Origin of the sequence: Streptomyces incarnatus (assembly GCF_001027185.1) — a bacterium.
Classification (GTDB): domain Bacteria; phylum Actinomycetota; class Actinomycetes; order Streptomycetales; family Streptomycetaceae; genus Streptomyces; species Streptomyces puniciscabiei.
Window position 1 is genome coordinate 161,126 of record NZ_CP011497.1, and the last position, 19,853, is coordinate 180,978.

Genomic DNA, 19,853 nt, shown 5'->3' on the forward strand with positions numbered 1-19,853 from the left:
GCACGGGCTGGCCGGCATGGCAGACCGTGCTGACGGGCTCGTTGGGTGTGGCTGTCGCCGTCCGGCGGCTGCTGCCCCTGCCCGCACTGGCGGTGGGGTCGGTGGTGATGGCCACCGACGGCGGGCTCAGCCTGACGGGGGTGGTGGGGACTGCCTTGCTGGTGTACGGGGTGGCGGTCGACCGCCCCGCGCGTGTCGCGGCGTACGCGGGCGCGGTGGCAGGCGCCGCACAACTCGCCTTGATGATCCCTATGCGGGGCATAACAGGGTTCAGCTTCTGGGGGTGGCCGGGGATGATCCAAGTCCTCATCGTCGAGGCCGCCGCCTGGGCGATCGGATGGTCCACCAGACAGGGCCGCGCCTACACCCGAGGCCTGGTCGAGCAGGCCGAAGAGCGGGCACAGCTCCTCCTCGTCGAGGAACGCATGCGCATCGCCCGGGAGTTGCACGACGTCGTCGCGCACAGCCTGAGCATCGTCGCGGTCCAGGCGGGCGTCGGCCACCACGTCATCGGCAGCCGACCTGACGAGGCCGCGAAGTCCCTCTCCGCGATCGAGACAACGAGCAGGGCCGCCCTGGGAGAGCTGCGTTCGCTGCTGGGTGTCCTGCGCGAACATGACGGTGCCGAATGGCTGCCCGGCGGCCTCGACGACCTCAGCACGCTCCTTGAACAGACCCGACGGGCCGGTGTCCAGGTCGAGTTGACGATCAGTGGTCACCCGCACCCCCTGCCCCGAGGTGTGGACCGCGCCGCCTACCGCATCGTGCAGGAAGCCCTGACCAACGTCGTCAAGCATGCCCGCACCAGCCACGCCCGGGCGACGGTCGTCCATGATCCGGGCGAGGTCGCTCTCACGGTCGTCGATGCCGGAGCCGGCCGCACGACCACTCCGATCACCGAGGGCCACGGCCTGACCGGCATGAAGGAACGCGCCGCCCTCTACGGCGGCGAGGTCCACGCCGGCCCGCTCTCCCCGCACGGCTTTCGCGTCACCGCCCGGCTGCCGTACGCCACGGACGAGCGAACAGCCCAACTCACCGTGGGCGCCGACCTGGAGAGTGCATGACGGTGCGGGTCGTCGTGGTGGACGACGAGACGCTGGTGCGTGCCGGGTTCCGTGTGCTGATCGAGTCGGAGGAAGATCTCCAGGTCGTCGGCGAGGCGGCCGACGGGACCCAGGCGGTCAGGGTGATCCGCGAACTGCGTCCCGATGTAGCCCTGATGGACATCCGGATGCCGGGGCTCAATGGCATCGAGGCCATCCGCACGCTGCTCGGTGGCCCGTCTCCGGTGCCCGTCCACGTCCTGGTGCTCACCACCTTCGACCTGGACGAGTACGTCTTCGAGGCGCTCCGCGCAGGCGCCGCGGGCTTTCTCCTCAAGGACACTCCACCCGCACGCCTGATCGACGCAGTGCGGGTGATCGCCACCGGGGAGTCGCTGCTGTCACCCGGCGTCACCCGCAGGCTCATCGAGACCTGCGTCCGCCGCCCCGGCTACCCCGGCCCGGTCACCCGCACCCTGGACAGAGTGACCGGCCGCGAGCGTGACGTGCTGGGTCTGATCGCGCGTGGCCTGTCCAACAACTAAATCGCAGCCGAGCTGTATCTGACCGTCGGCACGGTCAAGACCCACGTCAGCCATTTGCTGACGAAGCTGGGGGCCAGGGATCGGGCCCAACTCGTCATCGCCGCCTACGAAAGCGGACTGGCAGGGCCCGCACGTCGTTGAAGCAGGACGAGCAGGACCCAGTTGCGGGGCAGGAGATTCATGCCTCGGCCGGTGCGATCCACCTTCGCCATGGTCGCACTCCGTCGGCCTCGCCCCCCCCCGCGCCTGTCAAGGACAAGCCCCAATGTTGACCGAGCAGAACCAACCGGGACGGGGGCGGCGAAGGATGAGTGCGGGCAGGTGGGTTACATTCATGGTCGCCTTCGCAAGTACCACTGCCTGAGGAACTGCTCGTGTCTCAAATACCGCCCCGGAGCGGCCTGGACGCCTCGTACACCTCGGCGCAGATACGACGCAACCGCCTGATCTTCCTCGGTATGGTCCTTGTCCTCGCGGGCATGGTGGCGTTCTGGGCCTTGGGCCCGTACGACACGAAGGACCAGTCCGCGACGCTCAGGGCCGGTGACTGCTTCCAGAACATCGGGACGAACAAGGAAGCGAAGGCCAAGAAGCTCGACTGCACCGACCCGCACGCCGACTACAAGGTCTTGAAGATGGTCAAGGACGCAGTCGTCGACACCTTGGCATGCTCCGACGTCCCTGGCACGACCGGCTCGCTCACTCAGTCGGACCCCGGAAACTGGTTCGTCGTCTGCTTCAAGGACAACGACGAGAAGGGCCACTGAACCGCCCCTTGGTACCGCCCCTTGGTACGACGGAAAAGCCGTTGAAGCAGCGACCAGCCGGCCGCAAGGCTGCCGTCATGGGTTCCCCGAACTTCACCGCGCCGCCATCCGATCCCGAACCCCCTGCCGTCGACGCATTCCTCTCTGCCGTCGACCACTCGATGAACAGCAACACCTTGCTGCTCACGGCGGATTGCGACATGCCCGTCGTCGCCGGGAACCGCCAGGAAGTCCTGCACGCTTTCCTGCGCAGTGCCCTGTTCCAGCAGCTGATGCTTACCGCTGACGCGCGCCGCAACTGGTACAATCTGATGGACGAGTACGACAGCGAGCCCTTCGAGCATCCGCTCCTGCGCGAGGGCTTCCGCGCCACGGTCAGCCCACTGGACCATGCAGGCTTCCTGGCCCGGCTGCGCTGGATGCTGTGCGAGGCCTTCAGCCCCTACGGCCACCAGTACCCGGCGGCGGACGCCGAGCAGCTGGTGCGCGGCTTCGCCCGGGAACTGCTCGGCGCAGACGGCCCGGCATGGTCCTTCGCCGCTGTCAGCCCCGATTTTCTGCGCTCCACCGGCTACTACAGTGGAGAGGAGCCGCAGCCCCCGGTGTACTTCGACGGCGGTGGCTCCGACACCGCCACGCTCGTCCACCGGGACCGCACCTTCCACCTGCTGCTGACGAACGGCTCCCCCTGAGAGGGCCTGGTCTGGGGCGTCAGCCTCCGTGTCAGATGGATCATTCACACATCGCGAAACACCGGCGCGAGCGCGGCCGTCCCGGCATCTGCGCTGCGTGCGTGCCAGGCCTGCTTCGGCGCGGTAGCGGTTGAGTACGATCGCAGCGTGTGGACGTCCGCGTGAGGGCGGTGCCGTGGTCGGCTGGGAGGGATCTGTGCCTGACGGCGAAGCCGGTGCGTCGGCTGAGGCCCGGCCGGGTGGACGGCCAGGGCTGTCCATCGAAGACGCAGTCCGGCCCGGGTACGGGACACTCGTGCTGTCTCGGGCCCGGGCAGGTTATCGCGACGCCCTCCGTGGCTATGCCGTGCTGCTCGACCACGCGCAGGTGGGCAGCATCCGTCGAGGGCAGACACTGCGTTTTGACGTGCCATCGGGACCACATCGTCTGCAGCTGCGGATCGCCTGGTGTTCCAGTCCGCCTCTCACCGCCGTGGTCGAGCCGGGCAGTACGGTCTACTTCTGCTGCGCGCCGGGCGGTCACCCGTTCGACGGGCTCGACGACGTCCTCGGCCACCCGGACAGCTACATCGCCCTGCAGCAGACGCCCGAGCCGGCTGACATGGAGAGGATCCGGCTGGACCGGAGCGGACGCGTACTGATGGGCGCGTACTCCGGCCTTCTCGGAGGAGGCATCACCGTCGTAGCAGCCCAGGTCTGGCACCTTCCAGGCCCGGTTGGCGGCGCGAGTCTGGCCGTCACTCTCCTCTCGCTCATCGTCGCCCAACTCGGCCGCCACTACAGGACCAGACAGCGCCGTCGCAAGTGATCACCCGTGCAGCCGACGTACTGCTCCGCCGGCTGGGGGCTGCAGTGGTCGGCTCGATGCCGAGCACCTCCAGTGGCGGTGGTTGCACCGCGCACCTCGACGTGCCGATGTCGCCGTCCCCCCAGTTCTACGAACTTGAAAGACACGTGTGGGTGCCGAGGAAACACATCGAACGGATCGTCTGCGAGGACCGGGAGGAGACGAGCACTCGGGATCGGGGCATGGCTCAACATCCGGCGGAGCAGGGCTGCGGCAGTGTCATCCGAGCGCGTCGAGCAGCTCTCCGCCATCGCCATGCGCTGAGCACAAGTCGCGCTTCGGAGCCGACTGGGCTGCCCCACTCGAGCGACAGCGTCAAGTGGCAGTGCCAACCCAATACGATCAGCACGGGCTCCGACGCCCTTTAGGTCACCAGCTTCTGGCCGCCTGGGGTCGGCACCTGGTCGGGGTCAAGCGCCCATGTGTAGCGCGCGCACCGAGAAGACGAAGACTGGCCCGGGCGTCTCCTCATGGCCGGTCATTCCCACCGTGCGTTGATCGCCTCGAACCCGTGGGCGGCGGCGAGCAGGGGTGTTCAGTGCCAACGGCTCGATACAGGGCGGAGAGGCCTGCAGGCGCCGCCATGACCTGCAGAAACAGCATGCGGTGCTCTACTGCCGTTTCCCGGAACCGCCGCCCGCCGGGGCGGCGGACCGCTGGTGTGGGATGTTGCGGGGGTCAGCCGGCCCTGGTCGGTTCGTCGGCTGCGCGCCCGGTCATGGACCCGGGGAAGGGCGCAGCAGGCATCGGTGGCACGGAGCGCGGCCCTTCCGGGGGAACCGGAGGTCCCTCAGGCGTACTCCGGCTGCCACATGACGTCCTTCACCTGCTGGATGACGTCGTCCAGCGGGGCGCGCGCCACTCCGTCCTCGGCGGCGCGGCGGGCGACCGCCACGGCCACCGTCGCCGACGAAGTGCGCATGTTCTGCACCTGCGGCAGCAGCGGGGCGCCAGGACCGGACAGGTCGGCTAGGCCCGCCACCGCCTCGGCCGCGGCCTGGAGCATCCCGTCGGTGATCCGGGAAGCGCGTGCCACGACGGCCCCCAGGCCCAGGCCGGGGTAGACCAGAGCGTTGTTGGCCTGCTCGATGACATACGAGGTGCCGTCCAGCTCCACCGGAGGAAACGGGACACCGGCCGCGACGAGGGCCTGCCGTCGGTCCACCGCAGGACGTCCTCCGGCAATGCCTCTGTCTTGGCGGTGGGGTTGGACAGCGGCAGCACCACCGGCCGCTCCACGTGCTCGGCCATGGACCGGACGACGTTCTCGGTGAAGGCCCCGCCCACAGTGGAAGTGCCGACCAGCACGGTCGGGTGGACCCGGTCGACGACCGCCTGCAGGCCCACGGACTGGTCGCTGCCTTCGCACCACTCGTCGTCGGGGCGGGCGTAGAGCCGCTGGTAGTCGCGCAGCCCGTCGGTGGACGCAGCAGCAGTCCCTGCCGGTCCACGCACCAGATCCGGGACACCGCCTCCTGACCCTCCAGTCCGTCGCGGACCATGGCGTCGCGCAGTTGGTCGGCGATGCCCACCCCGGCGGTGCCCGCGCCGAAGACCACCACCCGCTGCTCGCGCATCGGGGTACCGGACAGGCGCGCCGCGTTCAGCACACAGGCCAGGGTGATGGCACCGGTGCCCTGCATGTCGTCGTTGAACGTGCACACCTTCGCCCCGTATGTCTCCAGCAGCCGACGGCCGTTGCCGGGTCCGAAGTCCTCCCAGTGCAGCAGCGCGTGCGGAAACAGGTCCCGCACGGTGTCAGCGACCCGCGCGCTCCAGGAGCCCAGCCACCGCGTCACATGTTCCAGTCGCCGCATCGGGGATCGGCTGTGTGGCCGTCTGACGGATGGCGCCGCCTCTGGCCGTCAGGCAGAGCGAGCTCGGTGCGGTCGCACGCACGCGGACACCCGGTGTACGCGGCCACCGGGGCCCTGGCGGTTCCTTCTTGCGCCGTACCGGCTCCCGGCGGGAGGTGTGCGCGGGTCAGACGGTGTGCCGTCCCCCGCCCACGGTGAGTACGTCACCGGTGGTGTACGCGGCGTTGGCGAGGTAGTGCACGGCCTCGGCCACGTCGGCGGGCGAGCCGACGCGGTGCAGCGGGGTGTTCGCGGTGATCCATTCACGGGAGCTCTCCCCCACCTGCTCGGCCCCGTCGTACCACGACGTGTCGATCAGGCCGGGAGCGACCGCGTAATCGGCCGCCCGCAGGTCGTGCAGCGGGATGAAGCGGGTGGTGCCCGCGTTGTTCACCAGGATGTCGAGCCGGCCGTACGCCTCGACGGGGCGGAGCATAATCCATCGCTAGATGGAATTAGCATTCCGAGATGCAGAATTCCTTCTGCGTGACTGTTCGATTCCGGGCGCTGGAATTGGGTCGGCCGTGGTCACCGCGCCACGCGGTAGCGGAGGTAGACGAATCTCGAGCTGAAGGTGCGCGTCTCGACGAGTTCGACATCCACTCGATTCCCGCGCCTGGGAAAGAACGGAATGCCACCGCCAACCAGCACCGGGTAGACCATGGCGCGGTACTCATCGATCAGCCCCAACGCGGCCGCCTCGGCGGCCAGAGTCGCGCCGCCGATCGCGATGTCACCTTCCCCCGGCTCGGCCCGCAACCGCTCGATCTCCTCCGCCAGGCCGCCCGGGGCCAGGCGGGCATTGCCCTGCACCGCCGACAGCGTGGTCGAGAACACCACCTTCGGGAGCGGCTTCCAGAGTGCGGCCCACTCGAGCATTGACTCGTCGAGCGATGGATCCTGGTCGGCGGTCTCCCAGTACAGCATCGTCTCGTACAGCCGTCGTCCCAACAGGTGGACGCCGACCTCTCGGATCTCGTCGATCCAGAAGCGAAAGACCTCCTCGTCGGGCGCCGTCCAGTCGAAGTCGCCGTCCGGCCCGACGATGTAGCCGTCGAGTGAGACGTTCATCGAATAGGTCACGCTGCGCATGAGAAGTCCTCCTGGGTGAGGGTTCGACAGTACGACCGCCGGACGCCCCAGAACTCATCGCGGCCGGCAGAATCCCCCTGACGACGGGCGCGGCTGGACCGAACTCTCGCCGTCCCCGGGATCGCGCTGCGGTGCGGGGGCTGGGCTGACGCGTGTGCAGGTCGGCACGTCGTGACCGGCCGGGGTGAGGCGGGCGGCCCACAGGATGGGCCGTTCCTCGTACGCCGGCAGCTCCGCCCGTGTCTGCCGGTCGACCGGCTCCGCCAGCCCGTGCCTGACATCGGTTCCAGCGACCGCTGACGGCGCGAGAGAAGGTCGCCCGACGACAAGTGACGATGCAGCGGACGCGTGGTGCCGTCCCGTACGAACAAGCCCTTCGGGCCGGCTTCGGGACGGACGGCGTTCCCGCAGGACGGCGGTCCGCCTATCCCCCCCTTCCTCCTGCCCAGGGGGCCTCCCCTCTTCCCCACCCCGCATCACGGCGGCTGCCAGACATCGGTGCGGACCCCAGATCCGTAAAGGCAACCTTTACACGTGGTCGATTCCTCGATGAGCCTTGCCGCTCTGAGCGCCACGCTGGCCGAACAGGCCTCGTCCCTGGCAGAAGCGGTCGGCAGCCCCCTGACACCTCCCGACTACCTCGACCTGGTCCGGCGCTCGCAGGGCGTCGACGCTCTGGCGGAGCAGGTCCTCAGACTGTGCGTGCAGCAATCCCGGGACGCCGGCCACACCTGGCAGGAGATCGGGGACCTGCTCGGGGTCACCCGTCAGGCCGCGTTCCAGCGGTTCGGCAAGCCCATCGATCCCCGAACGGGAGAGCCCATGGACAAGACCGTACGCATGACCGACGCCCCGGTGCGCGCGATCAAGATCGTCACGGACGTCCTGGAGGGACGCATGGAGGAGGCGAGGCTGTCCTTCAACGCCCAGGTCATGGAGGCGTTCACCGACGAGGTACGGGGAAGCGGGCTGGCCACGGTCGCCGGCATGGTGGGCGCGTTCGAAGGCTCCGGCGAAGGGGAACCGTTCGTCCGGCGCGTCGGCGACCACACGGTTGTCGACGTGCCGCTGCGCTACGAGGCCGGCGACATGAAGGCCCGCGTCGCGTTCGACGCCGACGAGAAGGTCGCGGGCCTCTTCATCCTGGCGTGCCCGAGACCCCGTAACAGCTCGGCCGCCTCGCTCTCTGTCGATGGCCCTGCTCAGAGGAAGCATTCCCATGCCCGCAGACCCCTCAGCCCGTCACCAGCCGTGCCATGGGCTGCGCTCTTGCCGCTGATCGCACTTCCGGCCGTCCTCTGCATGATCGACGTCGTCCGACACCCGAACACCGAAACCTGACGGAACCTGACAGCTCAGACACGGCTCGTGATCTGTGCATTCGGGAACATCCTCGGGCTCATCGCCGGGCTCATCGCCTATCCGAAGTACGGACGGAATCAGGACCGCCAAGGATGGCGTCCCTGAGAATGGATCCCGTGTGTCTGGGCGGGCGAATACGCCGTTGCTGGGTGAAGCTGAAGGCGTGAGCATCAGTAGCGAGCGCCCGGTAGACGCCGAGCAGATCTACGCAGCGTTGGCCGCTCTTGCGGCTGAGCCCGTGGCAGATGCGGAGAAGCGACCCGAGGGACCGCGGGAAGAAGACCGCCTGCACCTTCTGGGCAGGCTGCTGGCGAAAACCGAGTTCGAGATCACCGCCGCAACCCGTCTGACCGAGGAAGGAGAGATCGAGGACGTCCTTGAGACAACGCTCGGCTGGGGGCAACAGCTGGGAGCGGATCCCGGTCTCGCGGTCAACGTCCTGACGAACCGGCTGCAGCGCACCGCGCTGCAGGTCTCCGAAACCGAGACAGAAGAAGTGCCACCCGGCCGGGAGGCGGCCTTCGCCGCTGCCATGACAGCGGTGTACGCGCTCAGCGCCCAGTTGCACGCCGAGCGCGGCGACACAGAGGGAACCCGACACGCTCTGAGCGGGGCGGAGGAAGCCCTCATCGACATCCTGCAAGGCATCCATGACCTGCGCGTCGCCATTGGCGACGCCCCCGGGTCCGAGAACGAAGCCGACACCTGAGCCGCTCGGCACCTGACCTGCAAGAGCCGACGCAGTAGGGCGTCAGCGTGGCCGGCCGGGTGGCGCTCGCTCCGGAGCTGGAGACATCCTGCGGCCACGATCGTCGCGCGCGGGACAGGAGCCTTGCATAGCTGCCCCCAAGGGAAACGTCACCCGCAGGCAGAGTGCACTCACATTTGTTCAGAAGCGGTCGAATAGCAATAAAACCCCCGCCTCCTCGGCCGCGTCCCTAGGCTCGCCGGACAGTCCGCCGACATATGACTCACGGAGGTTCTGCGTGCTGCACCCACCCCCAGAGGACGCGCAACGGCTCGTCCTGCCCAACGGGTTCGATGCCGTCGTCCGCGTGCTCGACCGGTACGTCGCCGACCGACGGGCCGGCCTGCCGTGGCGGGTACGCTCCCGCGGGCGCCGGCTACCGGCCGTGCTCCTCGCCCGTGCACCGGAGGGCGACCCGGCGGCAGGCACCGCCGAACCGGACCCGGCACTCGCCGCGCTGGTCCTGGCGTACGGTCAGCGGCTGCTGTCCACGGGGCATGAGCCGGTCCAGCACCTCGCCGGCCTGGCACCGCACGCGGTCGTCGACGACGCCCTCCTCGCCAGGGGCGGTCCGCGGGAGGACGAAGCGGGCGGCCCACACGTACTGCTCCTGGACGAAGTGGCCCGTCAGCTGCGCACCTCCATGCCGGACGGGGCCGGGGCGTTACGGCTGCGCGAGTTCGGCACGCTCCTGGCGGTACTGCGGGCCCCGCTACCGCCGGAAGACGACACCGAGGGCGGCCGGAAAGCTCTGCGGGACATGCTGGTCGACAGGGAGGCCCGCCGGTTCCAGCCGGCCCCTGGAGCCGCGCAGCTCGGTGAGGCCGTCGGTGGACCCTGGGCGACGGCGGTGCGGTGGGTCACCGCTGTACCGGCCGGATGGCTCTGGCGCCTGTGGTACGGCATACGCGTCGACCGGCAGCAGCCTTGGCTGGGTTCCCGGCTGGACCAGCCCGGCCGCAGTTTCCTCGATGCGGCGCTGGCCCTGCGCGCGGCGCACCAGTACTCACGGGCCCATGGCACGGCACAGACCCGGACCCCGGAGTCGGCGGCCATGGCGGCCCGCGACGAAGCGGTGGTCCGCCAGGTTCTGCTCATCGCGCTGATCCACGACCTGGCCAGGGCGGCACGGCCCCCGGCGTGGAGCCGGCGCCGCCCGCGGCGCGGTTGGTCGTTCGTCGTGCTGCTGCCGACCGTGGGCGCCGAGGGATCCGCCTGCCGCAAGTTCCTGGACACCTATGCCGCCACAGCCGGCGACGCCGGCCCCAGCCCCCTGCTGGTACTGGGCGCTGCCACGGATGACATCCCGTCGTACGCCGCCCCTCCTCCCCCGCCCCAGGCCGTACCCGCCCAGAGCGGTGCCCGCGCCCATCGAGCGGGCGGGGCGGTGGCCGCGCTGTTCTCGGCGGCGACGGCCGGCCGGAGCACCGAGGCCGTGCATGTGCTGCCGCTGCCCCGGACCCCGGACGACGGCACCGCGGCGGAGTGGCTGGCCGGGCACCGTGTCGTCAGGACCCGTCGCGCCGGCGCCTGGGACTGGTGGCGGCCTGTGGCCGCCGCCCTCGCGGCCACCCTGTTGTGTGCCGGTGGCTTCGCCGGCTACCGGACCGCCCTGTCCGTCCTGCCCGGCGGACGCTCCGCCGCCTCCTGCCGGCAGGTGGCGACCGGGCAGGTCGTGGGCCTCACCGACGGCAACGACGGCTGCGACCTGGCTCATGGTCTGTACGCGCCGGAGCTGCGGAAGCTGGAGCGGACCCTAGGCCGGCAGAACGCGCTGGTCGACACGGACGGTCCCTACCGCACGCTCGTCTTCTTCGCACCGCTCAGTGTGGGTTCGGAGTCGAAGCGCACCGTGCCCACCGGCTTTCAGATGCTGCGTGGCGCCCTGCTGGCCCAGAAGGAGGTGAACGACCGGCATCTGAAGTCCCAGGTGCCCGTCCGGCTGCTCGTGGCCAACGCGGGCGAATACTTCCGCTACGGCTCGAGCGGCGGTCTCAACACCACCAATCACACGAACGTGGACGTCGCGCAGATGATCCTCGACCGGGCGGGCTCGGACCACATCGCCGCCGTCATGGGCCTGACCCAGAGCCGTCCGGAGTCCCAGCAGGCCACGATCGAACTCGGTGCCAAGGGCCTCGCCGTGCTCGGCACCGGGGTCACGGGCCAACGGATGGTGGAGGGCGAATCACCCGTGTCCTACTTCCAGCTCTCCCCACCCGACGCGCGCATCGCCTCGGTCATGGCCGCCTTCGCCCAGCACTCGCCCCGGCTGGGGGCCCTGGCCAAGCCCACCGCGGGCCACACCGCGCCGGCCGCCGTGGTCGTGTACGACCCCAGCGACAAGTACTTCAGCAACGACCTGGCCAACCGCTTCGACACGGACTACCACGCGGCCGGGCCGGTGTACCGCGTGCCGTACGGCGAGGTGGACGACCGGCGAACCTCCGACGTCGCCCAGACGGTCTGCGCGCTCGTTCACCGGACCAACGGGTTCGTCCTGTACGCGGGCCGCTCCGGCGTGATGGAGGACCTGTTCCACTACATGCAGGGCGATCCGGGGTGCCGCGCCCGCCAGAACCGGGTGGCGGTCATGGCCGAGAGCCCCGCCCCGGAGCTGACCCTGCATCCGGAACGGATGCAGCAGGAGTACGGCGCGCTGACGCTGTTCTACAACCAGTTCAGCCTGCCCGATCCCCAGGGACCGTTCGCCGGACTCTTCCAAGCGGCGTTCCAGCTGTCCGCGGAGAACGACGCGGCCGTCGGCTACGACGCCGTCAATGTCCTCTCCGACGTCATGGACGCCATCTTCACCACTGATCCGGAGTTCACGCCCAGTTCCCTGGTGACCCAGCTCCAGGACCCTGGCGTGTCCCAGTATGTCGGCGAGTCCGGCGTCATCACGCTGAACAGCGACCACAACTACCCGCCGGACAAGGAGATCCACGTCCGCGAGATTCCGCCCAACGGCAAGCCACTCACCGACCTCACCTGCGGTGTGCTCGCCAAGGGCGCACAGCGCGTCACCCACTGGGGCCCCGACGGCCGTTTCCCCTGCCCGACCGACGACGCATCCTGACGCCGCACTGCGCCCGTCCCCTCCCCGCCGGCCGGCCCGCCTCCTTACGCCGTGGTGGGCCTCCGCGGCGAGATCGTCGCACATCCGAGGCGCCCCGCGGCGGCGGACACCGGTAGCGCCCGCGCCCGTCCGTCCCGGTGGGCGCACTCGACGTCCAGCGCCGTCGCGGGCACGCTGAGCGGTCCGGCAGGTGTGGGTGCGACCGCTGCCTGCCGGGCGTGCCCGCGTAGCCGAAGGCAGCATCGTTGTCTTGACAACAATTGTCGCGGCATCCATGCTGAGGGGGTGACATCTTCCACCAGCGGCTTGCGTGACCACCTCGGCTACTGGCTTCGCCGGCTCTCCGACGAAGTCCACGGCCGGTTCGAACGGGAACTCGCCGAGTACGACGTGACCGTCTCCCAGTGGGCGGTCCTGATCACCTTGTACCGGGGCGACGCCACCACCACCCGCGAGGTGGCCCGGTACCTGGACATCGACGCCGGCGCGGTGTCCCGCCTGGTCGACCGTCTGGCTTCCAAGGGGCTGGTGACCCGCGAACCGGACCCTGCTTCACGCCGCACCCTGCGACTGGTCCTCACTGACGCCGGCCGCGACCTGGCCCCCAAGCTGGCGGAGATCGCCGACCGCAACGACGCCCGCTTCTTCGCCGGCCTGGAACCGGCCCAGCGCCGCCAGCTGGAGGACTGGATTCGCCACCTCGTCGGCGAAACCCACCCACACCCCCCTACACCACCGACCCCCCTGAAAGGCACCACCGTGAGCACCACCGTCACCACCGCACGCTCGGTCACCAAGACCGTCACCATCGAGCGCCCCGTCGCTGACGTCTTCGCCTTCCTCGCCGATGCGTCCAACTGGCCCGCCTGGGCGATCGTCAACATCCGGGCCATCGAGCCCACCGACGAGCCGGACTGGTGGCTGATGACCACCCCGCTGGGCCCCGCCCGGCTCCGTATACGCGCCAACGCCGAACTCGGAACCCTCGACCACGACTATGTCGACAAACAGGCGTCCTGGCAGGTCCCCGCCCGCGTCGTGCCCAACGGCACCGGCTCCGAATTCATGATCACTTTCTTCCAGCCGCCGGCCCTCACCGACACCGTCTTCGATGAGCAGGTCACTCTGGTCGACACCGAGCTCGCCACCCTCAAGCGCATTCTGGAAACCGGGGCGTGAGCCCGCAGGTCGACAAGGCCCGCGTGATGCCGAGCGAGTGGGCGATCGGCGAGGCTGCGGTGAGCATCGCTGTCGCGTGTCCTTGGCGGCGTGCGCTGGGCCGGATGTCAGCCTCGGACCACCACAGCGTCGTCATCGGCAGGAATCACTCCGCCTGCCCGGCTGTTTCGGCGCGTTCGTTCAGCTCGCGCCTCACGTAGGCGGCGAAGGCCGCGGTGTCGGTCAAGGCCGGAGTTCAACGTCGTCGACGGCACCGCTCCGTGACTCGCCATGTGACGTTGAGGCCCGGCAAGGCCAGGAATATCGACGCTTTGCCAACGAGGCCTCGTCCGTGCCGAATTGACGGACGCTCACTGCGGTGCGAACGGGCCTCGCCTGCTGGCTCGTCCGGCTTCACGTGCGGCCCCGCTTCGCCGGATCTGCGCCTGCTGCTCCTCGAGGGCAGTCTCCTCGCGCAGGCGCCGCTCGGCGCGAGGCCGGGTCGCTGCATTCGCCGCGCCGCCGACCGCGGCTGCGCTCCACAGTCCGTCCGCCGGACCCTCCGCATCCGCCATGGAACATCGCCTCTCGTCAACCGGGCCGGTGGTTCACGGTTCAAGAGGGGTTCGTCGTCGCATCCGCGGTACCAGAGACCTGCCAGCCACTCTTCGCCACAGTCAACGGAGGTACTCATGCAGCGCACCCGGAATATCGCACTGTGTGTCGCAGCCGGTGCCCTGGTCTCGTCCGTCTCCGCCGCCGTCCCCGCCGTGGCCGCTCCGGGCTCTCCTGCCTGCAAGAACGTCGCCCTGTCCTGGGCGGGCGGTACGGCCAGGCCCGGCGGTGGCAGCGACCAGCAGGAAACGGCCCGCGTCCGGGTGAAAAACAGCGGAGGCAGCACATGCTCCCTGCTCGGCGCGCCGTCGGTCATGCTCACCACGAACGGCAAGCCGGAGACCCTGCTCCAACAGCCGGGAGGCAACACCGTGAATCTCGCCCCCGGCAAGACCGCGACGTTCGCCATCACCTTCCTCAGCGACAGCGGGAAGAACGGGAACGAGATCATCAGGCCCGACCAGGCCGTGGTCACCCTCCCCGGCGGCACCGTGAAGGCCCTCACGTGGCGATGGGGCAGTGTCACCCGGCAGGAGGCCGCCAGTCGCCCTGGCAACTACGTCAGCCCGATCGCCTGAGCCGCACACAGCGGCAGGCCGCGCAGCGCAACGCCGTCGTGCCACGCGTCAACCGGTTCGCGCGGTGGCGCGGCCCAGGTATCCGAACGGTCAAGCTCGCCCTCGCCTGCCGGGCGGACACCCAGGCCTTCGCCGAATGGAGCAGCAGCGATCCCCCCTCCCGGTGGCCCACGGACGCCATGCCGTTGGACACAGCGGGGTGTCAGGCGCTGTCGCGCCGCAGCTCCGCTCTGCGGGACGTCCGAGGCCCCTCAGTCGATGCAGAACTCGTTGCCCTCGATGTCCAGCATCGGGATGCACGCATCATTGCCGTCATACAGCGTTCGCACGTGTACCGCCCCGAGCGGGACCAGTCGTGCGCACTCGGCCTCAAGTGCGGCGAGGCGCTCTTCACCCACGAGTCCGGTGCCGACCCGCACATCAAGGTGCACCCGGTTCTTGGCGGCCTTCCCTTCGGGGACGCGCTGGAAGTACAGTCGCGGACCCACGCCCGAGGGGTCGACGCAGGCGAACCATGCGTCCTGCTCCTCAGGGGGCTGGGAGCGCTTGAAATCGTCCCACGTGGCAAATCCCTCGGGTGGCGGCGGTACGACGTACCCCAACACCTCACACCAGAAACGGGCGAGGCGCTCAGGTTCCGCGCAGTCGAAGGTGACTTGGAACTTCTTGATCGACATCACCGCGCCACCGTATGGGCAGGTGCTCTGCAGCGAAACCCCCAGGGTGCCGTCGCCGCATGGCGAGTGGCGCGTCACCCCCGCGAGGGGCCGGCCGGCCATCGACCGGAGACGGGAACGCCCCATCACAGGTGGTGACGGGGCTGATGGCCAGGTATGGGGAGCCGACGGGCGCCGCAGCCCCGTACCGACCGATGGTTTCAGATGCCGAGGGGGAGGCCGAGAGGGGAGCCCACGACCGTGCTGACGGGTTGTTCGAGAAGGCCGTCGGTGATGTCGTCGGGGCCCGGCGCCTGGGCGGCCATGGCGGGGACGATCGCTCCGAGGGACAGCAGTGCGCTCACTGCTGCAACGGTCATGATGCGGCGGACAGACATCACGGTGATTCCCTGTCGGTGAGAAGAGACGCTGGGGGTACGGACGGGCAAGAGACTTCCCACCCGCCAGGCCCGTGCACGCTATGCATCACTCGTTCAAGGGACGACCGCCCCCACCCACCGGCGACTGGCATAGGCCTTGCGACGCCTCCTGACAGGGGCCTCGTGCGCGCCAGGGCCATACCCCGGACCGGACCCTGGTGCTCGGCGTGGCCTCGCGTTCGGCCAGGCGGCCTGCGGGCATGGAGGCCAGCACGGAGGGCATGCAGTGGAGACTTGCTGCTGAAGGAGCCCGGCACACCGGCTTTCCCTCCGCCAGGTGTGACGGAAGGTGCAAGGGGGCCTCTTCGCGGCATGGTCTCAAGGGCCCGGTCAGGTGGCCGGCATCGGTCGGTTCCGGTGCGGGTGGAGGCGGTCGGTGAGGAAGGCGAGGATCTCGTCGCGGGCCCGGACCGTGGGGTGGCCCGCCTCGTCGACGAGATGTGCGGTGACGACACTGTGCGGGGTGCCGACCAGGTCGGCGAAGAAGGGCGGCGGGGCGGGGTTGGCGGCGCTGTCCGGGAGGACGCGCCCGTCGAAGGCATCGCCGAGCAGGGCGCGGTAGGCGGCGAACCGCTGCCCCGTGCACCAGCGGTCGCCCTCGAAGCGGTAGGCGAGGACGGTGAGTCCGTCGCGGTCGAGCCGGTCGCGCACCGCGCGCGCGTCCGCCGCGTCGAGTTCGAGTCCGGCGGGGTCGTCGAGCGGCAGCGACGGGTGGTTGACCACCGGGGCGATCACCGCCGGCTCCAGGGCCATGGTGAGGGCGAAGTTGCCGGTGAAGCACAGGCCGATCGCGCCCACCCCCGGGCCGCCGCACGCGGCGTGGGCCTGACGGGCCAGGCCGCGCAGCCAGACCGTCACCGGGCTGGTGCCACCCCCGGCGAAGGCGCGGAACTCCGCGCTCACACAGGCGCGACGGACGACTTCCCGGCCGCCCTCGACCGTGGGGAAGGCTCCGTCCGTCCCGAACAGAGAGGGCACATGGACGGTGAAGCCCGCGTCCCGCACCCAGCGCGCGAGCCGCAGGACGTCAGGACTGATGCCCGGCATCTCGGGCAGCACCACGACCGCCGGCCCGGCCCCGGCCACGTACACCGTCTTCTCCACCCCCTCCACGGCCACGGTCCGGCGGGTGAAGTCCGTCATCGCATCGTCCTCGCTCATGGGGCCAGCCTGGTCCACGGGCCGACCGTCGGATGAGGGGCGGGATCGCCAAGACCAGGGGTAATCTCGCCACACGCGAGGGAGGCCGGCGGCACGCGGTCGGCGACCCCGGCCGGGGACACTAGGGGGTGGGGGAGCGATGGCGAAGGCGGCGCGGCAGGCGGGGGAAGGTGCGGGCCCGGGAGCCGGACCGGGCGCGCTGCGGGTCGGGGTTCTGGCGTATCCGGGCTGCTTCGCGTCCGAAGTGTTCGGCGTCCCCGACCTGTTGACGATGGCCGGGCATGTCACCGGACCGGACGCGCCCGGCTACCGCGTGTCGGTCGTCTCGCCCCGCCGCCGGGTCACCGCCTCGGGCGGCGTCGGCCTGGACGTGCGTCCCCTGCGCGAGGTCGACGTCCTCGTGGTCCCCGGCTTCGAACTGCGCCCGGACACGGACCTCGACGCGCGGCTCGCGCGGCTCGCCCCCGAGATCGCGGCGATCCGCGCGCAGGCCGCCGCCGGCACCGCCGTCGTCTCCCTCTGCGTCGGCGCGTTCCTGCTCGCCGAGGCCGGGCTCCTCGACCGGCGCCGGGCCACCACCTCCTGGCTGCACGCAGGCGAACTGGCCAGGCGGTGTCCGGACGCCGAGGTGCGGCCCGAGCACCTGGTCGTCACCGACACGGGCGTGACGACCACGGCCGCCTTCAGCGCCATGTACGACTTCGCGCTGGACCTGATCCGCCGGCACGACGGCGACCGGGTGGCCCGCACCACCGCGCGGTTGGCGCTCGTCGACGACACGCGGACCTCCCAGGCGCCGTACGTCGACCCGCGGCTCCTCCCGCAGCCCGGCCGGGAGTTCTCCCAGCGGGTCATGCGGCATCTCGACCAGAACCTCGCCGCGCGGTACGACCTGGCCGCGCTCGCGGACGCCTTCCGGGTCAGCACCCGCACGCTGCTGCGCCGCTTCGCCGAGGAGACCGGACGCAGCCCGCTGGCCCATCTGCAGGCCTCCCGGGTCAGCCGCGCCCGCCATCTCCTGGAGACCACCGACCGCACCGTCGCCGCCGTCGCCGCGGCCGTCGGCTACCAGGACCCCGGCTCCTTCGCCGCCCTCTTCGCCCGCCACACCGGCCACCGCCCGAGCGCCTACCGGGCCGCCTTCCGCCGCACGGTCCGGGCGTCCGCCCCGGACGGCGGCGTCCAGGGTCCGTCGTGACAGCCGCTGTACAGCACGGAGTCGTGATACTTCGCCGGCGCGGCAACCGTGGCCACAGAGGAACAGAGGAGCCGTGCAGCGCAGGCACGAACAGGAACACGCCGTCTCCGAGCGCTGCGGCGGACACGAGCACAGCGCCATGTCACGGTACGGGTCCGCCAGCGGTCCACCCGCGCGCCGACGAAGGGCGGCAGAACGAACGGCTCAACTGGTGGCGCAGCACGCACAGTTGGGTCGGTTCCGGATGACGCATCCGAGGGCTATCAGGCCGTGACGGGCTGTACCTCCTGGGCGGCTCGTGCGTCGTAGGCGTCGCGGGCGTCGAGGACGGCGTTGATGTTGTCCTCGGACCAGGTGCGGATCGCGTGCATCAGCGCGGTGACGCTCTCGCCCAGCTCGGTGGCCGCGTATTCGACCTTCGGCGGGATGGTCGGGTAGACCGTGCGGGTGACCAGGCCGTCCCGCTCCAGGGTGCGCAGGGTCTGGGTCAGCATCTTCTGGGTGATGCCGTCCAGGCGGCGCCGCAGCTCGCCGAAGCGCATCGGGCCGCCGGACAGTGCGCCCATGACCAGCATGGTCCATTTGTTGGCGAGTACGTCCAGGATCTGGCGGGAGGGGCAGGCGGCCAGATAGGCATCCGCGCCGCCGTGGAAGCGCAGGTTGTCAGTAGTACCCATGAGGTACCTATATACCTTTCAAGTGCCTTCTGTTCAACGGGTACCGCCCCGCCGAGGATAGGAACATCACCGACGACCCTCCGGACAGGAGTGCATGATGCGTGCGATCACCCAGCAGACCTTCGGCGGCCCCGAGGTGCTGCACCTCGTCGACGACGCGCCCAAGCCGATACCCGGACCGACGCAGGTGCTCGTCCGGGTCAGGGCGACCAGCGTCAACCCCGTGGAATTGTTCGTCCGCTCCGGCGCCTTCCCGTTGCTGGGCGAGCCGCCTTTCGTCCTGGGCTGGGACGTCTCCGGGGTGGTGGAGCAGGTCGATCCGGGTGTGCACCGGTTCCAGGTCGGCGACGAGGTGTACGGGATGCCGTACTTCCCGGCCGCGGCCGGTGCGAACGCCGAGTACCTGGTCGCCCCCGCACGGCAGTTGGCTCGCAAGCCCGCGGGGATCAGCCACGAGGAGGCCGCGGCGCTGCCGCTGGTCGGCCTGACCGCCTGGCACGCACTCGTGGAGATCGCACAACTGCGGCCGGGGCAACGGGTACTGATCCACGGTGCGGGCGGCGGGCTCGGGCACGTCGCGGTGCAACTGGCCAAGCACCTCGGCGCGGAGGTGATCGGTACGGCGAGCGCAGCCAAGCACGACTTCCTGCGCGGCTTGGGTGCGGACCAACTGGTCGACTACCGGACCCAGGACTACACCGAGGTGCTCCGGGACGCACCGGTGGACGTGGTGTTGGAGACCCTGGGCGGCGGGAACGCCGAGCGTTCCTTCGGCGTGCTGCGGCAGGGCGGCATGCTGGTGACGGCGGTGGAGCGGCTCAGCACCACCCTGCCGAAGCTGGCGGAGCGGTCCGGCGTACGGTTCGCGGCGGTCGGGGTGGAACCGGACCCGGCCGGCCTGGAGGCGCTGACCGAGCTGGTCGAGGCGGGGAGGCTCCGGGTGCACTTGCAGCAGGTGTTCCCGCTGGAGAAGGTGCCAAAGGCGCACGAGGTACTGGCGGCCGGCGGCGTACAGGGCAAACTTGCGATCACGGTCTGACACGATCGCGTCACTCAGACAGTCGCGTAGGCCCACGGGCCGAGGCAGGCCAATGGCCGCAAGGAAGGGCGCAGAGAGCTGCTCACTCTTGTTGCCGATGCTGTCCGCGCACATGCCGCCTCTCACTGTGGATGCGTGGCCGTTTCTCGCGCCGGAAAAGGCAGCCCCCGCCGGCACGGATTCCGCGCACACGAGAACACCCGCTGACGCTCTTTCCGGGCCGGCCTTCGCCGTTTCAGGCGCACTACGTGCAGCTCCGGGCGCCGGCGGACGGCCCTCGGCGGTAACAAAGAGTTA

The 19,853-nt window shown here is 70.0% G+C and carries 17 protein-coding genes and 2 pseudogenes; 12 read left to right on the forward strand and 7 right to left on the reverse strand.

The features are described 5' to 3' along the window. The first annotated feature begins 47 nt into the window (after positions 1-47). The 5 genes and pseudogenes from ABB07_RS00800 to ABB07_RS00820 all read left to right on the forward strand — a co-directional run bounded on the left by ABB07_RS00800 (position 48) and on the right by ABB07_RS00820 (position 3,858). Entirely contained in the window at positions 48-1,067 is a 1,020-nt protein-coding gene (locus ABB07_RS00800; RefSeq protein WP_208896744.1) for a sensor histidine kinase, read from the forward strand. Then, positions 1,064-1,732, forward strand: a pseudogene (locus ABB07_RS00805) (response regulator). Before ABB07_RS00800 ends, ABB07_RS00805 begins: the two are co-directional and overlap by 4 nt. Before the next feature lie 233 nt (positions 1,733-1,965). Then, positions 1,966-2,358 carry an LppU/SCO3897 family protein gene (locus tag ABB07_RS00810; protein ID WP_208896745.1) on the forward strand — a complete coding sequence of 131 codons (393 nt, stop codon included), beginning with the start codon at positions 1,966-1,968 and terminating at the stop codon, positions 2,356-2,358. Between the two features lie 77 nt (positions 2,359-2,435). Next, entirely contained in the window at positions 2,436-3,050 is a 615-nt protein-coding gene (locus tag ABB07_RS00815) for a hypothetical protein (protein ID WP_208896746.1), read from the forward strand. A gap of 295 nt (positions 3,051-3,345) precedes the next feature. Further along, positions 3,346-3,858, forward strand: coding sequence for a hypothetical protein (locus tag ABB07_RS00820; protein ID WP_208896747.1), 513 nt, complete (start codon positions 3,346-3,348; stop codon positions 3,856-3,858). An 829-nt stretch (positions 3,859-4,687) separates the two neighbouring features. Here ABB07_RS00820 and maeA read toward each other — a convergent pair. From maeA to ABB07_RS00835, 3 genes and pseudogenes are all read right to left on the reverse strand, one after another. After that, positions 4,688-5,714, reverse strand: a pseudogene (maeA, locus tag ABB07_RS41905) (oxaloacetate-decarboxylating malate dehydrogenase). Positions 5,715-5,880: 166 nt separating this feature from the next. Continuing rightward, positions 5,881-6,189, reverse strand: a complete 309-nt coding sequence (locus ABB07_RS00830; RefSeq protein WP_208896748.1) for an SDR family oxidoreductase — start codon at positions 6,187-6,189, stop codon at positions 5,881-5,883. 92 nt (positions 6,190-6,281) lie between these two features. Further along, the gene (locus tag ABB07_RS00835) at positions 6,282-6,845 is read right to left on the reverse strand and encodes a dihydrofolate reductase family protein (RefSeq protein ID WP_208896749.1); all 564 of its coding nucleotides are present in this window, start codon (positions 6,843-6,845) and stop codon (positions 6,282-6,284) included. A 534-nt stretch (positions 6,846-7,379) separates the two neighbouring features. On the opposite strand from ABB07_RS00835, the gene ABB07_RS00840 reads away from it, so the two are divergent. From ABB07_RS00840 to ABB07_RS00860, 5 genes are all read left to right on the forward strand, one after another. Next, complete coding sequence (locus ABB07_RS00840; RefSeq protein WP_208896750.1) at positions 7,380-8,186, forward strand: DUF3887 domain-containing protein; 807 nt, start codon at positions 7,380-7,382, stop codon at positions 8,184-8,186. Positions 8,187-8,370: 184 nt separating this feature from the next. Then, positions 8,371-8,916: a hypothetical protein gene (locus tag ABB07_RS00845; protein ID WP_208896751.1), complete on the forward strand. Its 546-nt coding sequence runs from the start codon at positions 8,371-8,373 to the stop codon at positions 8,914-8,916. Between the two features lie 277 nt (positions 8,917-9,193). Further along, complete coding sequence (locus ABB07_RS00850) at positions 9,194-12,034, forward strand: type 1 periplasmic-binding domain-containing protein (RefSeq protein WP_208896752.1); 2,841 nt, start codon at positions 9,194-9,196, stop codon at positions 12,032-12,034. Positions 12,035-12,319: 285 nt separating this feature from the next. Further along, entirely contained in the window at positions 12,320-13,213 is an 894-nt protein-coding gene (locus ABB07_RS00855; protein WP_208896753.1) for a MarR family transcriptional regulator, read from the forward strand. 671 nt (positions 13,214-13,884) lie between these two features. Continuing rightward, positions 13,885-14,385 (forward strand): DUF4232 domain-containing protein, encoded by a 501-nt coding sequence (locus tag ABB07_RS00860; RefSeq protein ID WP_208896754.1) that lies wholly within the window; start codon positions 13,885-13,887, stop codon positions 14,383-14,385. A 251-nt stretch (positions 14,386-14,636) separates the two neighbouring features. Here ABB07_RS00860 and ABB07_RS00865 read toward each other — a convergent pair whose 3' ends face one another. The 3 genes from ABB07_RS00865 to ABB07_RS00875 form a co-directional block, all read right to left on the reverse strand. After that, positions 14,637-15,065 (reverse strand): VOC family protein, encoded by a 429-nt coding sequence (locus ABB07_RS00865; protein WP_208896755.1) that lies wholly within the window; start codon positions 15,063-15,065, stop codon positions 14,637-14,639. A 197-nt stretch (positions 15,066-15,262) separates the two neighbouring features. Next, positions 15,263-15,406: a hypothetical protein gene (locus ABB07_RS00870; RefSeq protein ID WP_208896756.1), complete on the reverse strand. Its 144-nt coding sequence runs from the start codon at positions 15,404-15,406 to the stop codon at positions 15,263-15,265. Between the two features lie 405 nt (positions 15,407-15,811). Beyond that, positions 15,812-16,642 carry a dienelactone hydrolase family protein gene (locus tag ABB07_RS00875; protein ID WP_208896757.1) on the reverse strand — a complete coding sequence of 277 codons (831 nt, stop codon included), beginning with the start codon at positions 16,640-16,642 and terminating at the stop codon, positions 15,812-15,814. 139 nt (positions 16,643-16,781) lie between these two features. On the opposite strand from ABB07_RS00875, the gene ABB07_RS00880 reads away from it, so the two are divergent. Further along, a complete protein-coding gene (locus ABB07_RS00880) occupies positions 16,782-17,840 on the forward strand; it encodes a GlxA family transcriptional regulator (protein WP_244189149.1) in 1,059 nt (352 codons plus the stop codon). 263 nt (positions 17,841-18,103) lie between these two features. On the opposite strand, the gene ABB07_RS00885 is transcribed toward ABB07_RS00880, so the two are convergent. Next, positions 18,104-18,517, reverse strand: a complete 414-nt coding sequence (locus ABB07_RS00885) for a winged helix-turn-helix transcriptional regulator (RefSeq protein WP_208896758.1) — start codon at positions 18,515-18,517, stop codon at positions 18,104-18,106. A gap of 97 nt (positions 18,518-18,614) precedes the next feature. Here ABB07_RS00885 and ABB07_RS00890 point away from each other — a divergent pair, with 97 nt between their 5' ends. Continuing rightward, positions 18,615-19,556, forward strand: coding sequence for an NADP-dependent oxidoreductase (locus ABB07_RS00890; protein WP_208903199.1), 942 nt, complete (start codon positions 18,615-18,617; stop codon positions 19,554-19,556). The last annotated feature ends 297 nt before the right edge of the window (positions 19,557-19,853 follow it).

Coding starts and splice junctions, on each gene's coding strand:
- ABB07_RS00815 (WP_208896746.1), top strand. CDS start 2,436: ATGGGTTCCCCGAACTTCACCGCGCCGCCATCCGATCCCGAACCCCCT.
- ABB07_RS00830 (WP_208896748.1), bottom strand. CDS start 6,189: ATGCTCCGCCCCGTCGAGGCGTACGGCCGGCTCGACATCCTGGTGAAC.
- ABB07_RS00835 (WP_208896749.1), bottom strand. CDS start 6,845: ATGCGCAGCGTGACCTATTCGATGAACGTCTCACTCGACGGCTACATC.
- ABB07_RS00860 (WP_208896754.1), top strand. CDS start 13,885: ATGCAGCGCACCCGGAATATCGCACTGTGTGTCGCAGCCGGTGCCCTG.
- ABB07_RS00875 (WP_208896757.1), bottom strand. CDS start 16,642: ATGAGCGAGGACGATGCGATGACGGACTTCACCCGCCGGACCGTGGCC.
- ABB07_RS00880 (WP_244189149.1), top strand. CDS start 16,782: ATGGCGAAGGCGGCGCGGCAGGCGGGGGAAGGTGCGGGCCCGGGAGCC.
- ABB07_RS00885 (WP_208896758.1), bottom strand. CDS start 18,517: ATGGGTACTACTGACAACCTGCGCTTCCACGGCGGCGCGGATGCCTAT.
- ABB07_RS00890 (WP_208903199.1), top strand. CDS start 18,615: ATGCGTGCGATCACCCAGCAGACCTTCGGCGGCCCCGAGGTGCTGCAC.